Genomic DNA, 22682 nt, shown 5'->3' on the forward strand with positions numbered 1-22682 from the left:
GCACACCGTTTCCTCAAACATTTGGTGCGCACGGCGCACCCTACTCAAATCCGCTCAATCACCGCCGTCTTTATTCTGCGCCTCTGCCGCTTCAATTGCCGAGATCCAGTTAATACGCGCTGTTTGTGCACGACTATAGATCGCCTCTAAAGCCGCGCTATCACTCGCTACTAAACTCGCGCGCAATTGATTTAATTTGACGCTGTAGGAATCTAACTCCTCCAAAATCGCATCACGATTCGCCAGACTAATATCTCGCCACATTTCTGGCGAAGATCCCGCAATTCGTGTGAAGTCACGGAACCCGCTTGCCGCATATTGAAACAAGCGATCAGCGTGTACCTTCGCAGCAATATCGTCGACTAGCGCGTAGGCTAACAAATGCGGTAAATGGCTAACTGAGGCAAAGACTTGATCGTGTTCCTCAGGACTCAAATGGTGAATGATTGCACCGCATGTACTCCAAGCCTGAGCAACCAATTCGACGGCTCGATCCGTATTTTCTTCGAGGCGTGTGATCACGACTTTTTTATCGATATACAAATCATCAATCGCCGCTTCCGGGCCATTTTTTTCACGGCCCGCAATTGGATGAGCTGGTACAAATTGCGAGATTTTTTCTTGCAATGAATTTCGCGCAACAAGCACCACATCGGCTTTCGTGCTACCAACATCGCTTACGATAGTATGCCCTTGCAAATGCGGATAAATCGCACTGAGTATTTTCGTGGTCTGCGCAACTGGCGTGGCGATCACGATCATATCCGCATCGATGACAGCAGATGCGATATCGTCGGTAAAACTATCGATAATGCCTAATTGCTTCGCGGCTTCCAAAGAAGTCAAATGTCGATCTAAGCCAACAATATGTGCCACTGCTTGCGCTTTTTTCAAAGACAAAGCAAAAGAGCCACCGATCAGACCAACGCCGATCAAGACAACTTTATTAAAAAGTGGACGCGCTTGCGTCGCTTGATTTTCCATCTTTATATCAATTCAAATGCTATGCAACGCTAAATCATCATTGTTGTCGCTCCTGCGTAGGAGAAACCCAGTATCGTAGGGCGGGTGAAACGCGCGCCGCCAGGCACACCGAGCTCCTAAACAGCGCGGGTTTCACCCCATAGGCGCTAACCAAAATCAAGATATAGTGCGAAACTGCAGGCAGATTAGGTTTTCTCCTTCCCCTTCAAGGGGAAGGTCGGGATGGGGATGGGTTTTAGTCGGATAATTGACGACATTTCTTGCTCAAATCAAACCCATCCCCACCCTAACCCGCCCCTTGAAGGGGCGGGGACATAATATCTACGCAGCTTACTGCTAATTTTGATGTTTGGTTAGCGCCTATGGGGTTTCACCCGCCCTACAAAGTCGCTACACCTCTGCTGCTAACAGAACTTACACAGTACAGGGATAAGAACCTAATATCTTAAAAAACGCAGCATCCTGATTCAGCTCATCCATAGCAGCTTTCACCTTGGCATCCATCGCATGTCCCTCGACATCAACGTAGAAATAATATTCCCAATTACCAGTGCGCGCCGGGCGTGATTCAAAACGTGTCATAGAAACACCATGCTTAGACAGTGGTGCAAGCAAGTTATACACGGCACCCGCCTTATTTGGCGTCGCTAAAACAATAGAGGTCTGATCCTTACCGCTAGGCGTCGTATTCAAGCGCCCGACCACAGCAAAACGCGTACGGTTATGCGGATCATCCTGAATATGCGCACTAACGATACCGAGATTATATTGATGTCCAGCGATCTCACTGGCAATCGCTGCCACACTGTAATCCGCACTTGCCATACGCGCCGCTTCTGCATTAGATGCAACCGCCTGACGTTCGACATGCGGAAAATGTTGATTCAGCCAAGCCTGACATTGTGCCAAGGCTTGTGAATGCGCACAAATGCGGGTCACACCTTCCATCGTGCCGGACTTACTCATCAAACTATGCTGAACTGGAATCGCCACTTCGCCACTGATCGCCAAGCTTGTTTGCAACAGCAAATCAAGGGTGCGGTTAATTGCACCTTCGGAAGAATTTTCGATAGGTACAACACCAAAATCAGCAGTGCCAGCTTCGGTCGCACGAAACACTTCGTCGATAGAAATACAAGGCAAAGCTTCGATTGCATGACCGAATTGTTTGTAGACAGCCTGTTCGCTGAATGTACCCACCGGCCCGAGAAATGCCACCACCACACGGCGCTCTAAAGCGCGGCATGCCGACATCACTTCACGAAAAATCAATTGAATATCGTCGTTAAGCAGAGGCCCCGTATTTTTCGCGGCCATATTGCGCAAAACTTGCGCTTCACGCTCAGGTCGAAAAACCGGTGCATTTGTTTCCGCTTTAACGTGGCCAACTTCTTGCGCAACACTTGCGCGCTGATTCAGCAATTCCAAAATCGCCGCATCAATCGCATCGATTTTTTCTCTGAGTGGGAGTAATTTATTGTCGTTCATTTGAAAACCTAAAAACCGTTTTTAGATCAACCACACATCACGTGCAATTGAAAAATTTAAATAATATGCTCAATCTTATTCAAGCTTGTGACTTGATTCATCAGCACCACGGTTTCTAGGTGATGGTGGATACCATGCGAAGAAAGGGCTGATGATTTTAATTATTTTTTATTGATCCTGATCGTATCAGTTTCGGCAAACACTCCCTCTCCTGCAAGCGGGAGAGGGAATTTAATTTACTTGCCATTCGCACCTGCAAAATCCCGCATAAACTCAACCAAGGCCTGTACACCCTCAATCGGCATCGCGTTGTAGATCGAAGCGCGCATACCACCTACCGACTTATGGCCTTTCAATTGCAATAAACCACGCTCTTTTGCAGCAGCCAAAAACGCTACATTCAAGGATTCGTCTTTCAGATAGAAAGGCACATTCATACGCGAACGAAATTCTTTTGCTACACAGGTGACATAAAAATCTGTGCTGTCTAAATAGTCGTAAAGCAAATTCGCTTTGGCGATATTCTTTTGCTCCATCGCCGCCACACCGCCCTGACGTTTCAGCCATTGGAAAACTAAACCTGCGATGTAGATGGAATACGTTGGTGGCGTGTTGTACATGGAATCATTGTCTGCAATGATTTTCCAGTCAAATGCCGAAGGACAAATTGGTAAAGCCAAACCGAGTAAATCTTCACGCACAATGACCAAGGTCAAACCTGCGGGGCCAATATTTTTCTGAGCGCCGCCAAAAATCACGCCGTATTTTGACACATCAATCACACGCGACAAAATATGGGAAGACATATCCGCCACCAAGGGCGAGCCATCGGTTTGCTGCGCCACATCGGGAATGAAATGGTATTCAACGCCATCGATAGTTTCATTCGTGCAGAGGTGCACGTAAGCGGCGTCTTTGGTTAAATTCCAGGTAGAAGTATCTGGCACGCCGTTGAAGCTCGTGCTTTCACTAGAAGCAGCAACATTCACATTCGCGTATTTCTTCGCTTCCTTAATCGACTTACCACTCCATGAACCTGTGTGGATAAAATCAATGGTAGCTGGCTGAACTTTGCGCCCTACCAGATTCAAAGGAACGATAGCGTTTTCACCTAGGCCGCCACCTTGCAAAAACAAGATTTTGTAATTCTCGGGTACATTCAGCAATTCACGCAAATCGGCTTGTGCTTGCGCTAATATCGACATGAATTCTGGACCACGATGACTCATTTCCATCACCGACATGCCACTACCATGCCAATCCAACATCTCACTTGCCGCTTGTTGCAAGACTTCTTTTGGTAAGACGGCTGGGCCGGCTGAGAAATTGTAGATCGTAGTCATGGTTTTCAAACCGTTGTATTAAAACGTAGGGTGAGCACAATTTATGTGCCCACGCGTCCAACCAAGGTCGGACAGTTTAGATAAATATCTTCCGAAATAATTAACCGTAATGCGTGAGCACATAAAACGTGCCCACCCTACGATTACTCTTCTACAGCTGCATCACCGCTAGCATCACCAAGTACTTCGCCACCTTCAATAGCTTCTGGATCGGCATCGGTTTCAACAATACGTTGCAAACCAGAGAGCTTAGTACCATCTTCCACCGCAATCAAAGTCACGCCCTGTGTCGCACGACCCATTTCGCGGATTTCAGAAACACGGGTACGAATTAATACGCCACCAGTCGTGATCAACATAATTTCGTCAGTTGGCTCGACCAAGGTTGCGGCAACGACTTTACCGTTACGTTCAGATGTTTGAATCGCGATCATACCTTTAGTGCCGCGACCATGGCGTGTGTACTCAGTAATTGGCGTACGTTTACCGAAGCCGTTTTCAGTTGCGGTCAACACAGATTGCTGTTCATTTTCTGCGACCAACAAGGCAATAACCTGTTGACCTTCTTCCAGATTCATACCACGTACACCGCGTGCCGTACGCCCCATAGGACGTACATCATTTTCATCAAAGCGCACTGCTTTACCAGAGTCGGAGAACAACATCACATCGTGCTTGCCATCGGTCAACGCTGCACCGATTAGGAAGTCGCCGTCATCCAAATCAACCGCAATAATGCCGGCCTTACGTGGATTGCTGAAATCATTCAATGCAGTTTTCTTAACCGTACCTAAACTAGTCGCCATGAAGATGTAATGATCTTCAGGGAAAGTACGATTATCGCCAGACAACGGCAAGATCACCGTAATTTTCTCACCGTCTTGCAATGGGAACATATTCACAATCGGCTTGCCGCGTGAGTTGCGTGAGCCTTGTGGCACTTCCCATACTTTCAACCAGTACAGACGGCCGCGATTCGAGAAGCACAAGATGTAATCGTGCGTATTCGCAACAAACAATTGTTCAATCCAATCATCATCTTTAGTCGCAGTCGCTTGCTTACCGCGACCACCGCGTTTTTGCGCGCGGTATTCAGACAAAGGCTGCGATTTCATATAACCGGTATGCGATAAAGTCACGACCATATCGACTGGTGTAATCAAGTCTTCGGTTTCGAGATCGGTCGCATTCAAGACGATTTCTGAACGACGTGCATCTTTATTACCGATGCCGTATTCGTTCATGCATGCTGTCATTTCATCGGTGATGATGACCGTCACACGTTCTGGCTTGGACAAAATATCCAAGAGATCAGCGATCTCTGCCATGACGTCTTTATATTCATTAACAATCTTATCTTGTTCCAGACCGGTCAAACGTTGCAAACGCATTTGCAAAATTTCTTGAGCCTGATCGTCAGATAATTTATACAAGCCATCAGTTTGAATACCGTAATGCTTAGGCAAACTCTCTGGACGGAATGCTTCGATACCGCCCGGATTATCCGCAGCCGTACGCGTCAACATCTCACGTACCATGGAGCTGTCCCAAGCACGTGTCATCAATTCTTGTTTCGCAATCGGTGGTGTTGGTGCAGCTTTAATAATCGCGATGAAATCGTCGATATTGGCTAAGGCAACTGCTAAACCCTCTAACACGTGACCACGATCACGGGCTTTACGGAGTTCAAACACCGTACGGCGTGTGACCACTTCGCGACGATGCGACAAGAAGCATTCCAGCATTTGCTTCAGGTTCAACAATTTCGGTTGACCGTTGACCAGCGCGACCATATTCATACCAAACGTGTCTTGCAATTGCGTTTGCTTGTACAAATTATTCAAGACCACTTCTGGCACTTCACCGCGCTTCAATTCGATCACAACGCGCATACCTGATTTATCGGATTCATCGCGAATATCAGAAATACCTTCAAGCTTTTTATCACGTACGTTTTCCGCGATACGCTCTAACAAGGATTTTTTATTGACTTGGTATGGCAACTCGTCCACGATGATTGCGGTACGACCTTCTTTGCCAAACTCTTCAAAGTGCGTCTTAGCGCGCATTACTACGCGACCACGGCCAGTACGATAGCCATCACGCACCCCAGACACGCCATAGATTAAGCCAGCGGTTGGAAAATCCGGTGCAGGAATGATTTCGATCAACTCATCAATCGTACATTCTGGATTGCGCAAGACATGCAGAGCGCCATTGATAATTTCAGTGATATTGTGTGGCGGGATATTCGTCGCCATACCCACCGCAATACCAGACGAACCGTTAATCAACAGATTCGGAATACGCGTTGGCAATACCGATGGTTCTTTTTCTTTACCGTCGTAATTAGGCACGAAATCGACTGTTTCTTTGTCGATATCCGCCAGAATTTCATTCGCAATCTTATCCAAGCGGCACTCGGTATAACGCATCGCCGCCGCATTATCGCCATCGACAGAACCGAAGTTACCCTGACCGTCAACCAGTGTGTAACGCAAAGAAAAGTCCTGCGCCATACGCACCAAAGTGTCATAAATAGAGGCATCACCATGCGGGTGATACTTACCCATGACTTCACCGACTACACGCGCACATTTCACGAATGGACGGTTGTAGACGTTATTCATTTCGTGCATCGCGAACAAAACGCGTCTATGCACAGGCTTTAAACCATCACGCACGTCCGGCAAAGCACGGCCTACGATAACGCTCATGGCGTAATCGAGGTAGCTCTTGCGCATTTCTTCTTCAAGGGAAATCGGGAGTGTTTCTTTTGCGAATTGATCCATTGGCGGTCAGACTTGTCTAAGTGCTTAAAAATACAGCAGTAAGCTTGGTTAAAATAACAAGCCAGCACGAGGCTGGCGGAAGTCCTGCATCTCTTTACTAAAACCTATCCGAATTAACACTTCGTGCATCCAGATGAATTTAGTGTTCAACTGTTCATTTTAGCACGGCTACCTTATGCAATCACCGTTTTTCTGGTTCTTAAAAATTACCGAAAAACCAAGCCTGAATTCACTTAGCTTCAGTTAGTCAATACTTTCACATTTTTTTATCAAACGACCACAAAACTGTTGAAACCCACGTTTAGATTTGTCACGTTGCAAAAAAAAGACACGAAAACACAGGCAACTCTTACAGCATAGACACTTTTAGATCTGCCCAAGTGGACTTATGGCAAAATCTTTCTGTCGCATTGCACAAGAATGTTCTATAAATTAGAAGAATTCTGCTATGACGGTCATACTGTTGTCATCGAGCACGTGTTAAAATTCTACTGTTACAGATTTCGTATCTTGTACTTTTGCACTTTTTTGCATCTCTTTTACATCTTTAAAGCAGTTTTCTGCGCTCATTCTCAACCGAGGAAAAATATATGAAACTTTTAATAAAGCTCGCGATTGCAGCATCAGCGATTGCCTCATTGTCGGCATCCGCTCAAACGATTACAGACATCAAAGCAAATGCACCTTATAGCGCATATGTGCAAGATGCACGTGGCGTAATCGTTCGCGACCCATTCGGTTTGTGCTGGCGCACAGGGTATTACACACCTGCTGACGCTGTAGCAGGTTGTGATTTACCTATCGTTCCACCTGCACCACCAACACCTCCAGCGCCTCCAGCGCCGGTCGCACCTCCACCACCGCCACCGGCTCCACCAGCGCCAGCGCCGGCTCCAGTACCAACTTCAGAAAAAGTCACTTTTGCAGCTGACGCTTTCTTTGATTTTGACAAAGCGGTATTGAAACCAGAAGCTAAAGTTAAATTGGATGACATGGCATCTAAATTGAAAGATGTCAATTTAGAAGTGATCGTTGCAGTTGGTCATACTGACTCTGTTGGAACAGACGAATACAATCAAAAATTGTCAGTTCGTCGTTCTGAGGCAGTGAAGGCTTACATCATTAGCCGTGGCATCGATGCAAAACGTGTTTTCTCCGAAGGTAAAGGCGAAAAACAACCAGTAGCTGACAACAAAACTAAAGAAGGTCGTGCGAAGAACCGTCGCGTTGAAATCGAAGTTGTTGGTACACGCACTATCACTAAGTAATTCCTAAGTAATTCCTAAGTAAATAAACCTTACTTAATTAAATATTACTTAAACAAAAAACCCGCTTCGGCGGGTTTTTTTATTGGCGGATCAAGAAAGTAGTAATTTCTTTTGCTGTCGGCTCTGGTGAAATTAACTTCCACCCACATTTACTTTAAAATGGCGACTGATTTGCTCGACTCTAAATCCAGTCAACACGCACTTGCCCACATCACTTTCAAGAATTCCTATGTCTACAATTTCTTGCAACACCTCTGTCAATGTCGACCCATCAGAAATTCAAAAATTTAGCGATCTGGCACATCGCTGGTGGGATCCGAGCTCAGAATTTAAGCCTTTGCATGAAATTAATCCCTTACGACTGGAGTGGATCAACAATCTGGCTCCCTTGGCTGGTAAGAAGGTAATAGATATTGGCTGCGGCGGCGGCATTCTAGCTGAATCGATGGCACGGAAAAACGCACAAGTTACCGGTATAGACTTGTCAGACAAAGCTTTAAAGGTCGCCGATCTGCATAGCTTAGAATCTGGTGTGCAAGTCCGCTACGAAAAAATTTCCGCGGAAGATATCGCCGAGCGAGAAGCAGGGCAATACGACATCGTCACCTGTATGGAAATGCTGGAACACGTACCAAATCCCGCCTCCGTTATTCGCGCCTGCACCAAATTGGTGAAGCCTGGTGGCAAAGTATTTTTCTCTACCATCAATCGCAATCCCAAAGCCTATTTGTTCGCCATTATTGGCGCAGAATACTTATTACAAATGCTGCCAAAAGGCACGCATGATTACGAAAAATTCATCACTCCTGCGGAATTGACGCAAGACATCCGTAATGCCGACTTAATTGTCGATGCCATGAAAGGCATGAGTTACAACCCATTAACCAAAATTTACTCGCTCAATCAAGACACCAGCGTAAATTACTTAGTCGCCTGCAGTCGCCCATGATGATTACTCCCAAAGCAGTTTTGTTTGACCTCGATGGTACGCTCGCTGACACAGCACCCGATTTGGCCGCTGCCGTCAACTTAATGCGCACTACACGTGGATTGGAACCCGCACCTTATTTTAGCTTGCGTCAATTCGCGTCTGCTGGTGCGCGCGGCTTAATTGGCGCAGGATTTCAAATTTCGCCAGAACATCCAGAATATGAAGCAATGCGCTTGGAATTTCTAAGCAATTATGAAAATGCCATAGCAGTCCATAGCCAGCTTTTTTCAGGCGTCATCGAACTACTCAAAGGCTTGGAAAAATTGGGCGTTGTCTGGGGTGTTATTACCAACAAGGCAGAACGATTTACCACTCCTTTAATTCCACAAATTGGACTAGAGTCCGCAGCTTGTGTTATTTCCGGCGATACAACTGCCCATGCTAAGCCCCATCCAGAGCCACTATTAGAAGCCGCACGCAGAGTTCAGTTAGCGCCATCTGAATGTTGGTATGTGGGCGACGACTTACGTGATATTCAGGCAGCCCAAGCGGCTGGAATGGTCAGTATCGCCGCCGCCTGGGGTTATTGCGGGGCGACTGAGCCAACACACTGGAAAGCAGATGCGATCCTCGATTCACCCTTGGAATTACTGGAGTTAGTACGCGGTAAAGTACTACAAACCCAAGCGGCATGAATTAAATAATGAATCAGAGCGCTTGAAACTTGGAGCACTCGCGCTATATAGAGTATACTTAGCATCGCTTTGGGGTCGACCTGGTTTCGACAGGGGTTGCAAAGCAGAGCAGGGCATACCGAGGCCAGACTACCTCGTAAATACAATCTGAAATATATAACTGCAAACGATAACTCGTACGCATTAGCAGCTTAATCGCTCGCTAGCTCTTAACCGCTTCTTCCCTAGGGCGGGCTGGAAACAGCTTAGAGTCATTTATAGGGAATCGTCTTAAGTTGGGTTACTTAGCTTGAGACTAAATAATAGGTAACTCGTCTTGCCGCAGCGTGTGCGTCCGCGTCGTCGAGATTAAATTAAATGGCAGCACTAAGTATGTAGAACTGTCTGTAGAGTGCTCTTGGACGCGGGTTCGATTCCCGCCGACTCCACCAAGATTTGAAAACAAAAGCCATCCAATCTCGTTGGATGGCTTTTGTTTTTTGTTGAGTCGGTGGGAATCGAACCCGCGTCCGCTCGGGGAAAAAAGGGAATTAAGGAAGTACACTCCCTGCTTTTGAAGCAATCATTCTCCGCGAGAAATGATTCCTAACCACAGGCTTCGATTCGCATACGACGGACATGTGAACGAGATTGCGCTTGCAAACGTAAAGGCTCAATTTTCGCCGACTCCAATAAAATACAAAAACTGAAGTCACTCTACCCAAATCGACAAGCTGTCAATCAAATTCTCTTTTAAGGTTTTCAAAAAACCGCATTTATACCTGCCAATATATTCTGATTCACCTTAAAATAAATAACTAAGAACAGAATCAGTGTAGTGGATATGATTCTGATCAAACTCATAAAATAGTTAGGAAAACTATGAATCAGCCCACCTGCACCGTTAAAGTATCTCGCGAATTTCAAGCCACTGCGGAAGCAGTGTTCGATGCTTGGTTAGCCCCCAAACAAGCCGGAAGATTTTTGTTTGTGACACCGACTGGTATCATGAAAATGGTGGAAATTGATGCACGCGTAGGCGGAAAATTTTGCATCATTGAAACCCGCGATGGGGTCGATGCAGAGCATGTGGGGGAGTATCTAAAAATTGAGCGGCCGCTTCACTTGCATTTCAGTTTTGGTGGCAAGCCTTTTCCGGCAACCTATGTCAAACTAGAAATTGCAAAATCGCAGACTGGTTGCCTATTGAATTTAGTGCACGATGGTGTTTGGTTAGAGTATGAAGCCAGCGTGATTCAAGGATGGACTGGCATCCTTGCGAATCTGGCACTGGTGCTTGCAGAAAAGATTGAATAAATAAAATAGAATAAATAGCTCAACCTAAACCGCAAAATAACGCGACTCGATAGGTGATGAACGAAGCCAGATATGCCAACGCAAATAGGTAGCTCATCATGATCAAAGGCATTTTCCAGCCGCCTGTCTCGCGTTTAACGGTCGCCAAAGTCGAAATACATTGCGGTGCAAACACGTACCATGCCAACAAAGACAAGGCCGTTGCGATACTCCATTGCTGCGCAATCAAAGGCGCTAATGCTTCAGCTGTATTACTCCCAGCGGCAGCCAAAGCATATACAGTACCAAGGGAACTAACAGCAACTTCACGTGCGGCCATACCTGGAACCAAGGCAATACTGATTTGCCAGTTAAATCCTATAGGTTCAAAAACAACTGCCAGCGCTTTGCCGATGTAACCGGCAAAACTATATTCTATCGGCATGCCTGTTGCGCCTACCGGAGCGCCTGGGTAACTTGCCAGGAACCACAAAGCGATAGTCAACATCAAAATAATGCCGCCGACACGACTCATAAAAATGACCACGCGTTGCTTCAGTCCCAATAAAACATTACGCACAGTTGGCAAGTGATAACTAGGCAATTCCATCATCAAAGTGCGAATTTGGCTTTGCGCGGTAAACCGTTTTAACACCCAGGCGACCGCCAAGGCACCAATAATGCCAGCACCATACAAGGCAAATAACACCAAACCTTGCAATTCAAAAATATGCCAAACATCGCGCTGCGGAATAAATGCACCGATTAGTAAGGCGTACACGGGTAGGCGTGCCGAGCAAGTCATCAGAGGCGCAATCATGATGGTGACCATGCGATCACGCGGATTGGCTATGGTGCGTGCCGCCATGATGCCTGGAATTGCACATGCAAAACTCGACAACAATGGAATAAATGAACGTCCCGATAAACCTACTCCGCCCATCAAGCGATCCAGCAAGAAAGCCGCGCGCGGCAAGTAACCTGACTCTTCCAGCACCAAAATAAAGAAAAACAAGATCAGGATTTGCGGTAGAAACACGATGACGCCGCCAGCACCAGCGATGATGCCGTTGACAAGTAGACTTTGCACCCAACCTTCAGGCAATAGCGCGGAGACACTCGCCCCCAGCCACTCAGTGCCAGCCTTTATTAAATCCATAGGCACAGTCGCCCACGCAAATACGGCTTGGAAAACCAAGAAGAGAATAACAGCGAGCAAGATCGGCCCGAGTACAGGGTGCAAAACTACGCGATCAATCTTATCGCTAGCATTATGAGGAACGATTTCATCCAAGTTCAACTTGGTCAAAATCTGGCGAACCCGTTCGTGATCGAGATCGGTATGCGATTGAATTGCTGGATCGCTATCATCCAGATGCGCATGACTATTCAAGGCTTGAATATCGTCTAGCATGGCTTTTAAAGCAGTATCACCACCCTGCTTGATTCCCACAGTACGCACCACAGGAATACCCAGCTCACGCGCCAATGCCTGCTCATCAATATGCAGACCACGCTGCTCTGCCATGTCCGTCATATTCAGTGCGACCATGCACGGAATACCAAGTCGCTGTACCGCAATCACCAAACGTAATCCACGTCGCAAGTTTGTCGCATCAACGACGCAGACCACATAATCGGGACGCTTCTCGCCGACCGCATTGCCGTATAAGACATCATGCGTAACGCGCTCATCAGGGGAGCGTGGATGCAAACTATAAGTGCCAGGCAAATCCAACACACGCAATACTTTACCTGCGCTTGTTTTCAAGCGCCCTTCTTTGCGCTCGACTGTCACACCCGCATAATTCGCGACTTTTTGCTTACTATCGGTCAACAAATTAAAGAGTGCTGTTTTACCGCAATTCGGATTGCCAACTAAAGCTACCAAAGGACCACTTGCATGAAAATGAACGACTGCCGGTTTTACATGACTCATGCAGCAACCTTGCTTTCAAGCACATCGACCAAGACACACGCGGCTTCTGCCTTACGTAGTGCAAAGGTTGATAAACCGATACGAATCACCAAGGGATCCCCACCAAAAGCGCCACGCGCCATCAAGGTGACAGGTTCTCCAACGATGAAACCTATATCTTCCAATTGTGTCAACCACTCCGGCATGCCCTGTGGTGCGACCAATTGACGTACTAAGCATTTTTCTCCGATGGCAACATCTGCCAGTGCTTTCACTGCAACAGAAACACTAGCCTGCGTCGACTGCAATGGCGCAGCAACGACTGGTTTTGCAGTATTTAGTGATGTTGCCATATTAATATTTACGGAGTTCATGGTGCTGATCTGGATCGCTATCAAAGAGAATACTTGTTTCAAGACAAAACTATAAACGAGAATCATTCTTAAGTAAATCAAAGTTGACTCGCCAACGGTGTCTAATTCTTTAACTTATATCAATAGTTCTGGCAATTTTTACGGCTACCCCTCAAATGCACTTCAAACACCCCGCTGAATAGGTCAGCATTGAACAATTTAGCCAATAAGAAAGCAGTCGAAAAGGTAAATAATTGATCAAATAATTACTGCCCTCAATGTAAAAAATCCATTCGAACAAAATAAAAATTTGTCGATATTTCATCAAATACAAATTGAGACGAGTCAAGGAAAAAGTCACGCAGAGGTCTATAATGAATCATCCATTTCCGCGTCAGAACATCATCCAGAAAACTTTTAGTAAGTTCTTACTACCAAACTCCACATACCAAACTCAATACAAAAAATTAGCATGAATGCCAACGATAAAATCCTAGGATTGACTGATATGTCACCACAAGAAATCTCCCTCGACGTCCTTTTAGAAAAATATGCCAAAGGAGATGAGGCTACTATTCACGATGTGCAAAGCCGCGTCGCCAAAGCCTTAGCCAGCGTTGAAGCACCTGATTTTCAAGCGTATTACGAAGAGAAATTTTTATGGGCACAAAAAAATGGCTTCGTGCCTGCTGGTAGGATTAATTCTGCTGCAGGGATGGATTTGCATGCCACCTTGATCAACTGCTTCGTGCAGCCGGTTGGTGACTCAGTTTCCAGCACCACCGATGGTAAGCCAGGTATTTACACTGCCCTGTCGGATGCGGCAGAAACGATGCGACGTGGCGGCGGCGTGGGTTACGACTTTTCCACCATACGACCAAAAGATGCCCTGGTGCGAGGAACCCGATCTCGCGCTTCTGGCCCAGTCTCTTTCATGCAAGTATTTAATGCCTCATGTTCCACCGTTGAATCAGCCGGTGCCAGACGTGGTGCGCAGATGGGCGTCCTGCGTTGCGATCACCCAGATATTCTTGAATTCATCCACGCTAAAGATCAAGGCGGACTCACAAATTTTAATATTTCAATCGGCGTAAGCGACGAATTCATGAGCGCAGTTGCTATTGATGGCGATTTTTTATTGACGCATAAAGCGGAACCTAGCGACGACAAAAAACTACAAGGTGCCTATCAAAATGAGCAAGGCCTGTGGGTATATCAAACCGTGAAGGCACGTGATCTGTGGGACGAAGTCATGAAATCCACCTATGATCATGCCGAACCTGGCATCTTATTTTTATCACGTATCAATGCAGAAAATAATCTGCATTATTGCGAAACGATAGAAGCTACGAATCCATGTGGTGAACAGCCCTTACCCGACTACGGCTGCTGCTGTCTTGGATCTATCAATCTCACACGCTTTGCTAAAGCAGCATTTACCGACCAGGCGAGTTTTGATTTTGAAGCATTTCAAGCCGTCGTCAGTGTCGCTACCCGCATGCTCGATAATGTGCTCGACGCTACTGCATGGCCCCTACAGCAGCAACACGACGAGGCCATGTCAAAACGTCGCGTAGGCTTGGGATTCTTAGGTCTGGGCAGCGCTTTAGTGATGCTAGGTTTGCGTTATGACTCTGCCGATGGACGTGCATTTGCGACGCGAGTAGCGGAAGCCATGCGTGATACTGCTTATCAATCTTCTGTCGAACTCGCCAAAGAAAAAGGCGCTTTCCCGCTATTTGATAGCGAGCAATATCTACAAGGTGCTTTCGCACAACGCTTGCCGAATACCTTACGCCATCAGATTGCACAGCATGGTTTACGTAACTCACATCTACTATCAATCGCACCAACAGGCACGATCACTTTGGCATTTGCGGATAATGCCTCTAACGGCATTGAGCCTGCCTTCTCTTGGGTTTATAACCGTAAAAAACGCATGGCAGCTGGCGACAGTAAAATTTATGAGGTCGCTGATCATGCCTGGCGCCTCTATCGTCATTTAGGCAATGATGTGTCTGATGATAGTAAATTGCCGCCCGCATTTGTGACTGCGCTCAATATGTCGGCAAATGATCATATGATGATGCTACAAGCAGTGCAACCCTATGTCGACTCTGCGATTTCAAAAACAGTCAATGTACCGGCAGATTATCCATACGAAGATTTTCAAAATCTGTATATGGACGCTTGGCGTGCTGGTCTCAAAGGCCTCGCTACCTATCGCCCCAACAACATTCTTGGTAGCGTATTGTCGGTCAGCACGGAAGCCACGGCACCTGTTCCGCAAACGATTCCCGATGACGACTTACTGCGCAAGCAATTTGATGGTCGCCCTTTCGGTGATCTGGAATCTGTTACCTCCAAAGTTCAATATATGACGTTTGAAGGCAAGAAAACCGTTTATCTGACAGTCAGCTTTATCCATGTACAAGGCACAGTCGGCGGAGAATTGGCGACGATAGAACGTCCATTTGAATTCTTCATGCCGGCAGGGCAAAAGAACGACGGTCAACAATGGATTTCTGCCAGCATGCGCTTGCTATCAATGGCGGCACGCTCTGGTGGATCAATCGCCAAGGCGCTTGCCGATATGCGTGAAGTAGTCTGGGACAAAGGCACGGTGCGGTGTGGTATGATCACAAAAGATGACGGTTCCCAGGCACCACTCTTTCATGAATCCGAAGTAGCAGCGATTGGCTATTCTTTACAACGCATATTGATGAAGCGCGGCTTCTTAGATGCCGGTGGCAATCAAGTACCGATCATCGTACTGGCAGAAAAATTCAAAAACAAACAACTTGCTTATGGCATGGATGATTTGGCTTATGAAGTCGAATCAGCTCCCATGACTTACACAGCAACAGGTAAAAAATGCCCTGACTGTGGCGCTTATGCATTGCAGAAAATAGATGGCTGCTCGCGTTGTGTATCTTGCGGTTACGTTGGTGCTTGCGGATAAGTAATTCTGCAGGCAATAAAAAAACCCGCAGCTAGCGGGTTTTTTATTGGATACAAATGAAGAAAATTATTGCGTCAACAAGGCATTAACTTCTACCAAGTCAGCTTCTTTCAAAGTACCAGCCGCAGCTTTTAAGCGCAGTCCACTCATGATAGAGTCATAACGCGCTTTAGCTAAGCTTTGACGTGTATTCGACAATTTTTGTTGTGCATTCAAAACATCGATATTAATACGCACACCAACTTGGTAGCCGAGCTTGGTCGAATCTAAAGCGGATTGACTAGAAATTTCGGCAGCTTCAAAAGCTTTAATCTGTGCCAAACCACTCACTACGCCGATATATGATTGACGTGCGCCCTGCGCTGCTGTTCTGCGCGCTGCTTCCAGATCGCTACGTGCTTTGTCCTCTAAGGCAATCGTTTCACGCACTCGACTGTCTGTTGCAAAGCCAGTAAATATAGGAAATTTTAAAGAGACACCGATTGTCGTTGGTGAATTAACGCCTGGTGGGAGCGTCGCAGACGATCCAGTACTACGACCTGTCGATGCCGACAAATCTACTGTAGGCAAATGACCAGCGCGGCTCTTTTTAATCTCACGCTTGGCTACTTCTAAAGATACTTCAGAAGCCGCAACGGATAAGTTTTGTTTTTCTGCTGATGTAACCCAATCACTCAATTGAGCTGGCATAGGCGCACTCAATTGCACACCTTCTTTTAAGATTGCCAGATCACCAGCATCTTTGCCTATGATTTGACGCAATGCTGCACGTTTTACATCTAAATCACCTTGGCCCGCCAATTCTTGTGCCGTGATTAAATCATATTGTGACTGTGCTTCGTGTGTGTCAGTAATAGTTTGCGTTCCCACTTCAAAATTACGCTTAGCTGAAGCCAATTGTTCAGCCACGGCAACTTTTTGCGCTTGCAAAGTTTTCAAGGTATTTTGCGCGGCTAACACGTCAAAGTAAGCCTGACTAACGCGCAACATTAAGTCTTGTTGTGCTGCTGAGAATTGCAAATCTGAACCAACCACCGCCAACTTAGACTGCTCATAGTTTTCCCATGTTGCCATGTTGAACAAAGGCTGACTTAAGGACAAAGTCATCGAACGACCTGTGCTATTGCTTGTGACGGTTGGGCCAACATCTGGATTAAATTCTGAATGGGTTTTTGTCACGCCAGCACTTAAGCCTATGTTCGGCAACAGACCAGAACGCCCTTGCACAGAACGTTCTTGGCCAGCCAATTTAGCAGCTCTTGCGCTACTAAATTGGGCATCATTAACCAAGGCTTCTTTATAAATTTGCAGCAGATCGCTAGCACCAGCATTTAAAGAAATAAATGCGGTAGCAATGAATGTAGCGATAATAGATTTACGCATAAAATGCTCCGAAAAAAATTAAATATCGTCTGCCAGATTGCAACAATCACCATTGCAAAAACACGGCATTCACGAGGGCAAATCAATCATGTTGAGATCTTTAGCACCACTAAAGAAACTCGTAGACAACTCCTAATAGGTGGGCATAGAAGTGTCAACTTGCAATGCCCACGCGTGTACTCCACCGGTCAAATTGATGATTTGATTAAAGCCATTTCTCTCAAGGAAATGTGCAACCTGCATACTACGTCCACCATGATGACAAACACAGACTATCTCGGCATCACGATCTAACTCTTCCAGCCTTAATGGCACACTATGCATAGTCATCAACTGCGATTGAGGGATATGACAAGTTTCATACTCCCAAGGTTCCCGAACGTCTAACAATAAAGGCATTTTTTTAGCAGAATCTGCCAGTCTTTGCGCTAATTCGGGAGCAGTAATATGTTGCATAGAGATTTTTTATATAATTAATTTGATCACATTATAGTGTGAAAGTCGATGCTGGGGTGACTTGTGATAAAGCCGGTACCGACGTTTCAAACAATGATGTTGTGTTAAAAAACAATTCTGATTCACGCGAAATCAATTTTGCTGTCATGACAGGTGCTTTACCGACCACAACAAATAAACGGCCACCGACATTGAGTTGCCCTTGCAAACTTTCTGGCAAAGATTCTAAAGAACCGGTTACAACGATCACATCAAATGTGGCGAAGTTAGCATTTTGCAAGGCATCGCCCCATTGCACATCCACGTTGGTAATACCATTTTTTGCGATATTCGATTGCGCCAAATTTTTGATTTCTGGCATCGCTTCCATCACAGTCACATGGCGTGCCTGATGCGCCAATAAGGCTGCCAAATAACCACTATCTGCACCAATCACCAACACTGAATCAGTCTTTTTTGTTGCCACTTCTTGCACTATGCGCGCTTCTAATTTCGGACTGAGAGAAACCACACCACCTGCCAATGGCAAGCCTGTATCCATAAATGCCAAGCTCACTTGCGTCGCCGGAAAAAAGTTTTCACGTTTTACAATGCCCAGCAATTCCAATACTTCAGGTGCACTGACGTTAGTTGGACGAATTTGCTGCTCAATCATGTTAAAACGGGCTTGTTCGATGTTCATGGTAGTTTCTCGTTGCATTAATTTAAAAATAAGTAATTGACGAATGAAGTAGTAAAACTTCCCGCAATTAACTAAAAAAATCTAAGAGTCGCATTTTATCAAAGCGTTACTACAAAAAAAGCTTTTCCTGCGAGTTTTAGGGCCTTCATCGTCAATTCAGCCAATATTCAACAAATAAATACGCGAAAACAGATGTAAATCAAAAATTTGTAATGTAACGGAATGCGTGTTGTTAATTGATAGGCTTATCAATTAAGACACTGCGCAGCGCCATATCAATATAAAAGTCTAGATATCCGCCCAGTTTTTCTGGCTCAACGAAACACACACCATTCGAATGTTTCCACAACATCATCATAATCATCGGCGCAACCAAAATTCTGGGCGCCAACTCTAAATCCATTTCACGAATCTCTCCGCGGGCTATGCCACGCTTAAGCATGGTTGCTACCAGTTTTTCACCGCGATCGACGACCTCTTCTTGATAAAACTTTGCCAATTCTGGGAAATTTCCCGCTTCTGCGGTCATTAACTTAGGCAAGCCTGAGAGCTTAGATGCGCCGACATTCTCCCACCACGTCGTCATCACCAATCGGAACAGCTCTTCACTATTCCCCTCATACTGCTCAATCAGACTTTCCGCTTCACCCAGCAGAGGCACTATCGACTCGCGCACTACTGCTTTGAACAATTCTTCTTTACTACTGAAATAGAGATAAAGAGTTCCCTTAGAAACGCCAGCCGACTTGGCAACATCGTCCAAACGTGTCGCTGCAAAACCGCGCGCAACGAAGTGATCTAAAGCCGCATCCAACAATTCTTGTGGACGTGCGTCTTTACGTCTTTCCCAACGCGGCTTAAATGGACATGACATCATGACAAAAAACACTCAAAAATTAACTTACTCAAGAGTCAGTAATGTAAGCTGTGGGATGGAAATGGTCAAGTCTCGACCTTCAACTTGGCTAAAAACACACGCATAAACAAGACATAGATACCAGTACATTCAGATAGAATACTGGTTTGAAACTGTCTTAACACTATGAATTGCCGACCACACTGCGCCGCCTGCTGTATCGCACCTTCGATTTCCAGCCCTATTCCCGGCATGCCCAATGGCAAGCCAGCAGGCGTTGCTTGTGTGCAATTAACGAGTGATTTGCGATGTGCGATTTTTGGACAAGCCGAACGTCCTGACTGCTGCTCTGGCTTGCAAGCCTCGGTGGAAATGTGCGGAACATCTAAACAACAAGCGATTCTGTGGTTGAGCAACTTAGAAACTGCCACTGCACCACACTCAAAAGCCAACTAAGTGCATAAATTTCAATTCAAACAACAGCGTCGCATGATAAGCTTCGTGCCTTCAATTTTTATTCCCTAACTTTATCCCTAACCTATCCCTACAGCGCACTATGGATTTCATTCTCGTACTTAAAGTCATTGTCATGGGTATTGTGGAAGGCTTGACGGAATTCTTGCCAATTTCATCTACAGGCCATCTAATCTTGGCGGGTAGCCTGCTCGACTTCACTGGGGAAAAAATCAAAGTATTTGAAATCGTTATTCAGGCTGGCGCAATTTTCGCCGTGTGCTGGGAATATCGCCAAAGAATTGCACAGGTTGTGATGGGCTTAGGCAGCGATATTAAAGCGCAACGATTTGCGATGCATGTGTTTGTCGCCTTTTTGCCTGCTGCCATTCTTGGCCTCTTATTTAGCAAACAAATCAAAGCCTATCTGTTCAAACCTGTCCCTGTCGCATTGGCCTTTATTTTAGGTGGACTGTTTATTTTGTGGACAGAACGACGCCATCAACAGCAAACTCAAGTGCGTCCATCGCAAGTCGAGAGTATCGATGATATGCGACTAATTGATGCAATCAAGATAGGTTTGGCACAGTCGGTCGCGCTCATTCCAGGAACTAGTCGCTCAGGTGCTTCAATTATTGGCGCCATGTGGTTTGGTATGTCACGCAAAGCAGCTACCGAATTTTCATTTTTTCTCGCAATTCCCACTCTCCTTGGTGCGACGGTTTACTCCTTATACAAAGCGCGCAATGAACTCTCCAGTGCCGACATTCCTATGTTCAGTCTGGGTACAGTTGCAGCGTTTATTTCCGCTTTCTTTTGCGTGCGTTGGTTATTACGTTACGTCAGTAGCCACAATTTCAACGCATTCGCCTGGTATAGAATTGCCTTCGGCTGCATGATTCTGATTACCGCTTACACTGGCGTCATCACTTGGGCTGAATAAGTTTTACATCACGATGCTGCAAATAACTACGCCGGAACAAGATCAAGCTCTGCACCTATTGCAGACGGTATTCGGCTATCCCGCATTTCGCTCTCAGCAAGGGCAAATTGTTGACCACGTAGTCAAGGGTGGTGACGCATTAGTGTTGATGCCGACTGGTGGCGGTAAGTCTCTGTGTTATCAAATTCCCGCCTTAATTCGTCATGGCGTGGGAGTGGTGGTTTCACCTTTGATCGCTTTAATGCAAGATCAGGTCGATGCATTAGCGGAAGTGGGAGTCAGGGCGGCATTCTTGAATTCTACTCAAAGCTTCGATGAAGCGATGCGAATAGAACGCATGATGCGCGAAGGCGAACTCGACATGGTGTACATCGCGCCAGAGCGCTTGATGACGCAACGCTGTCTTGAATTATTAAGCGTGACACCACTGGCTTTATTCGCTATCGACGAAGCCCATTGCGTTTCACAATGGGGACATGATTTCCGCCCTGAATACATCAAGCTTTCCGTATTACATGAACGCTTTCCCGATGTACCACGCATTGCTTTAACGGCGACCGCAGATCAACAAACTCGTGATGAAATTATTCACCGATTGCAATTAGAAAATGCGATGCAGTTTGTGTCGTCGTTTGATCGTCCAAACATCCGCTATCAAATCGTTGAAAAAGCGAATGGGCGCAAACAATTGTTGGATTTCATCAACGCACAACACAGCGGTGACGCCGGTATTGTGTATTGTTTGTCGCGTAAGAAAGTTGAAGAAACCGCTGAATTTCTTAATGAAAACGGCATCACTGCTCTACCCTATCATGCAGGTATGGAGCAATCTGAGCGCTATCGAAATCAAGCACGCTTCCTGCGCGAAGATGGCATCGTCATGACTGCTACTATTGCTTTTGGTATGGGCATAGACAAGCCCGACGTGCGCTTTGTGGCGCACTTGGATTTACCCAAAAGCATAGAAGGCTATTATCAAGAAACGGGTCGTGCCGGACGCGATGGTGCCAGCGCAAATGCGTGGATGGCCTATGGTTTGCAGGACGTAGTACAGCAACGCCGCATGATAGACGAATCTGAGGCGAATGAAACCTTCAAGCGAGTGCAAGGTGTCAAACTCGATGCCATGTTGGGTTTGTGTGAAACCTTAAATTGTCGACGCGTGCATATACTCGATTATTTTGGTCAAAGCTCACAGCCTTGTGACAATTGCGATACTTGCCTGTCACCACCCAGCTCTTTCGATGGTACGGTCGCTGCGCAAAAAATCCTGTCGACAATTTATCGTGTCGATCAGCGCTTTGCGGCTGGTCATGTGATTGATGTGATACGTGGAATTGATACTGAACGCGTCAAGCAGTGGCGACATGACCAGCTCTCGACTTACGGCATAGGCTCCGATAAAAGCGAAGCCGAATGGCGTGCTATGTTAAGGCAGATGATTGCCTTAGGCTTAGTTTCAGTTGACTACGAAAACTATAGCTCACTCAAACTCACCGAAGATTCACGTGCCGTATTACGTGGCGAAACCAGCATACAACTGCGTCAATACAAGAAGGCCGAAAAAGCTGTCAAACACAAACGCCAATCTGCGAAAGATTTTTCTGAAGCAAATCTGTCGGATAGCGAACAAGTGATTTTTGAGCGCCTACGTTGGTGGCGCGTGGAAACTGCCAAAGCACACAATACCGCCGCTTTCATTATTTTTCACGATACTACTTTGCGTGAAATTGCCAAAGCCAAACCACGCTCCCTCGATGACTTACGCGGCGTGACTGGCGTTGGCGCTAAAAAATTAGAAAGCTACGGCGAAGAATTGGTGAAACTGATCGCCGAGTTTTTGTAAGTTCGCTTCAATATCGCAACGAGTCGTCGCTCTACCTCTTACTCAACTTACTCA

18 protein-coding genes and 1 other RNA gene are annotated in these 22682 nt (G+C 46.1%); 9 read left to right on the top strand and 10 right to left on the bottom strand.

Annotated features, from left to right (window positions below):
* Positions 1-54: 54 nt before the first annotated feature.
* The 4 genes from H8K55_RS17125 to gyrA form a co-directional block, all read right to left on the bottom strand.
* A complete protein-coding gene (locus H8K55_RS17125; protein ID WP_186943281.1) occupies positions 55-984 on the bottom strand; it encodes a prephenate dehydrogenase in 930 nt (309 codons plus the stop codon).
* Positions 985-1398: 414 nt separating this feature from the next.
* The gene (gene pheA / locus H8K55_RS17130; RefSeq protein ID WP_186889977.1) at positions 1399-2472 is read right to left on the bottom strand and encodes a prephenate dehydratase; all 1074 of its coding nucleotides are present in this window, start codon (positions 2470-2472) and stop codon (positions 1399-1401) included.
* A gap of 236 nt (positions 2473-2708) precedes the next feature.
* A complete protein-coding gene (gene serC / locus H8K55_RS17135) occupies positions 2709-3815 on the bottom strand; it encodes a 3-phosphoserine/phosphohydroxythreonine transaminase (RefSeq protein WP_186943282.1) in 1107 nt (368 codons plus the stop codon).
* Between the two features lie 143 nt (positions 3816-3958).
* The gene (gene gyrA / locus H8K55_RS17140) at positions 3959-6607 is read right to left on the bottom strand and encodes a DNA gyrase subunit A (RefSeq protein WP_186943283.1); all 2649 of its coding nucleotides are present in this window, start codon (positions 6605-6607) and stop codon (positions 3959-3961) included.
* 590 nt (positions 6608-7197) lie between these two features.
* On the opposite strand from gyrA, the gene ompA reads away from it, so the two are divergent.
* The 5 genes from ompA (at position 7198) to H8K55_RS17165 (ending at position 10797) form a co-directional block, all read left to right on the top strand.
* Positions 7198-7875: an outer membrane protein OmpA gene (ompA, locus tag H8K55_RS17145; protein ID WP_186943284.1), complete on the top strand. Its 678-nt coding sequence runs from the start codon at positions 7198-7200 to the stop codon at positions 7873-7875.
* A 229-nt stretch (positions 7876-8104) separates the two neighbouring features.
* On the top strand, positions 8105-8824 hold the full coding sequence (ubiG, locus tag H8K55_RS17150; protein ID WP_186943285.1) for a bifunctional 2-polyprenyl-6-hydroxyphenol methylase/3-demethylubiquinol 3-O-methyltransferase UbiG: 720 nt from the start codon (positions 8105-8107) through the stop codon (positions 8822-8824).
* A complete protein-coding gene (locus tag H8K55_RS17155) occupies positions 8821-9501 on the top strand; it encodes an HAD-IA family hydrolase (RefSeq protein WP_186943286.1) in 681 nt (226 codons plus the stop codon). The genes ubiG and H8K55_RS17155 overlap by 4 nt, the downstream gene beginning before the upstream one ends.
* Positions 9502-9572: 71 nt before the next feature.
* Positions 9573-9932: a transfer-messenger RNA gene (gene ssrA / locus H8K55_RS17160) on the top strand.
* 430 nt (positions 9933-10362) lie between these two features.
* Positions 10363-10797, top strand: coding sequence for an SRPBCC family protein (locus H8K55_RS17165; protein ID WP_186943287.1), 435 nt, complete (start codon positions 10363-10365; stop codon positions 10795-10797).
* A gap of 19 nt (positions 10798-10816) precedes the next feature.
* Here the strand turns inward: H8K55_RS17165 and feoB are convergent, their stop codons facing one another.
* Together feoB and H8K55_RS17175 are read right to left on the bottom strand one after the other, a co-directional pair.
* A complete protein-coding gene (gene feoB / locus H8K55_RS17170; RefSeq protein ID WP_186943288.1) occupies positions 10817-12715 on the bottom strand; it encodes a ferrous iron transporter B in 1899 nt (632 codons plus the stop codon).
* A complete protein-coding gene (locus tag H8K55_RS17175) occupies positions 12712-13068 on the bottom strand; it encodes a FeoA family protein (RefSeq protein ID WP_230408681.1) in 357 nt (118 codons plus the stop codon). Before H8K55_RS17175 ends, feoB begins: the two co-directional genes overlap by 4 nt.
* A gap of 451 nt (positions 13069-13519) precedes the next feature.
* On the opposite strand from H8K55_RS17175, the gene H8K55_RS17180 reads away from it, so the two are divergent.
* On the top strand, positions 13520-16009 hold the full coding sequence (locus H8K55_RS17180; RefSeq protein ID WP_186943290.1) for an adenosylcobalamin-dependent ribonucleoside-diphosphate reductase: 2490 nt from the start codon (positions 13520-13522) through the stop codon (positions 16007-16009).
* Between the two features lie 66 nt (positions 16010-16075).
* On the opposite strand, the gene H8K55_RS17185 is transcribed toward H8K55_RS17180, so the two are convergent.
* The 4 genes from H8K55_RS17185 to H8K55_RS17200 form a co-directional block, all read right to left on the bottom strand.
* Positions 16076-17392 carry a TolC family outer membrane protein gene (locus H8K55_RS17185; protein WP_186943291.1) on the bottom strand — a complete coding sequence of 439 codons (1317 nt, stop codon included), beginning with the start codon at positions 17390-17392 and terminating at the stop codon, positions 16076-16078.
* Positions 17393-17524: 132 nt separating this feature from the next.
* A complete protein-coding gene (locus H8K55_RS17190) occupies positions 17525-17848 on the bottom strand; it encodes a rhodanese-like domain-containing protein (RefSeq protein WP_186943292.1) in 324 nt (107 codons plus the stop codon).
* Positions 17849-17879: 31 nt separating this feature from the next.
* Complete coding sequence (locus tag H8K55_RS17195) at positions 17880-18530, bottom strand: protein-L-isoaspartate O-methyltransferase family protein (protein ID WP_186943293.1); 651 nt, start codon at positions 18528-18530, stop codon at positions 17880-17882.
* Between the two features lie 232 nt (positions 18531-18762).
* Complete coding sequence (locus H8K55_RS17200; RefSeq protein WP_329605062.1) at positions 18763-19407, bottom strand: TetR/AcrR family transcriptional regulator; 645 nt, start codon at positions 19405-19407, stop codon at positions 18763-18765.
* Positions 19408-19572: 165 nt separating this feature from the next.
* On the opposite strand from H8K55_RS17200, the gene H8K55_RS17205 reads away from it, so the two are divergent.
* The 3 genes from H8K55_RS17205 (at position 19573) to recQ (ending at position 22628) form a co-directional block, all read left to right on the top strand.
* Positions 19573-19842, top strand: a complete 270-nt coding sequence (locus tag H8K55_RS17205; protein WP_186943294.1) for a YkgJ family cysteine cluster protein — start codon at positions 19573-19575, stop codon at positions 19840-19842.
* Between the two features lie 100 nt (positions 19843-19942).
* Positions 19943-20782, top strand: a complete 840-nt coding sequence (locus H8K55_RS17210; protein ID WP_186943295.1) for an undecaprenyl-diphosphate phosphatase — start codon at positions 19943-19945, stop codon at positions 20780-20782.
* A gap of 13 nt (positions 20783-20795) precedes the next feature.
* Entirely contained in the window at positions 20796-22628 is a 1833-nt protein-coding gene (recQ, locus tag H8K55_RS17215) for a DNA helicase RecQ (RefSeq protein WP_186943296.1), read from the top strand.
* Positions 22629-22682: the final 54 nt, after the last annotated feature.

The sequence above is a fragment of the Affinundibacterium flavidum genome, from assembly GCF_014284175.1.
In the GTDB taxonomy this organism is placed as follows: domain Bacteria; phylum Pseudomonadota; class Gammaproteobacteria; order Burkholderiales; family Burkholderiaceae_D; genus Undibacterium; species Undibacterium flavidum.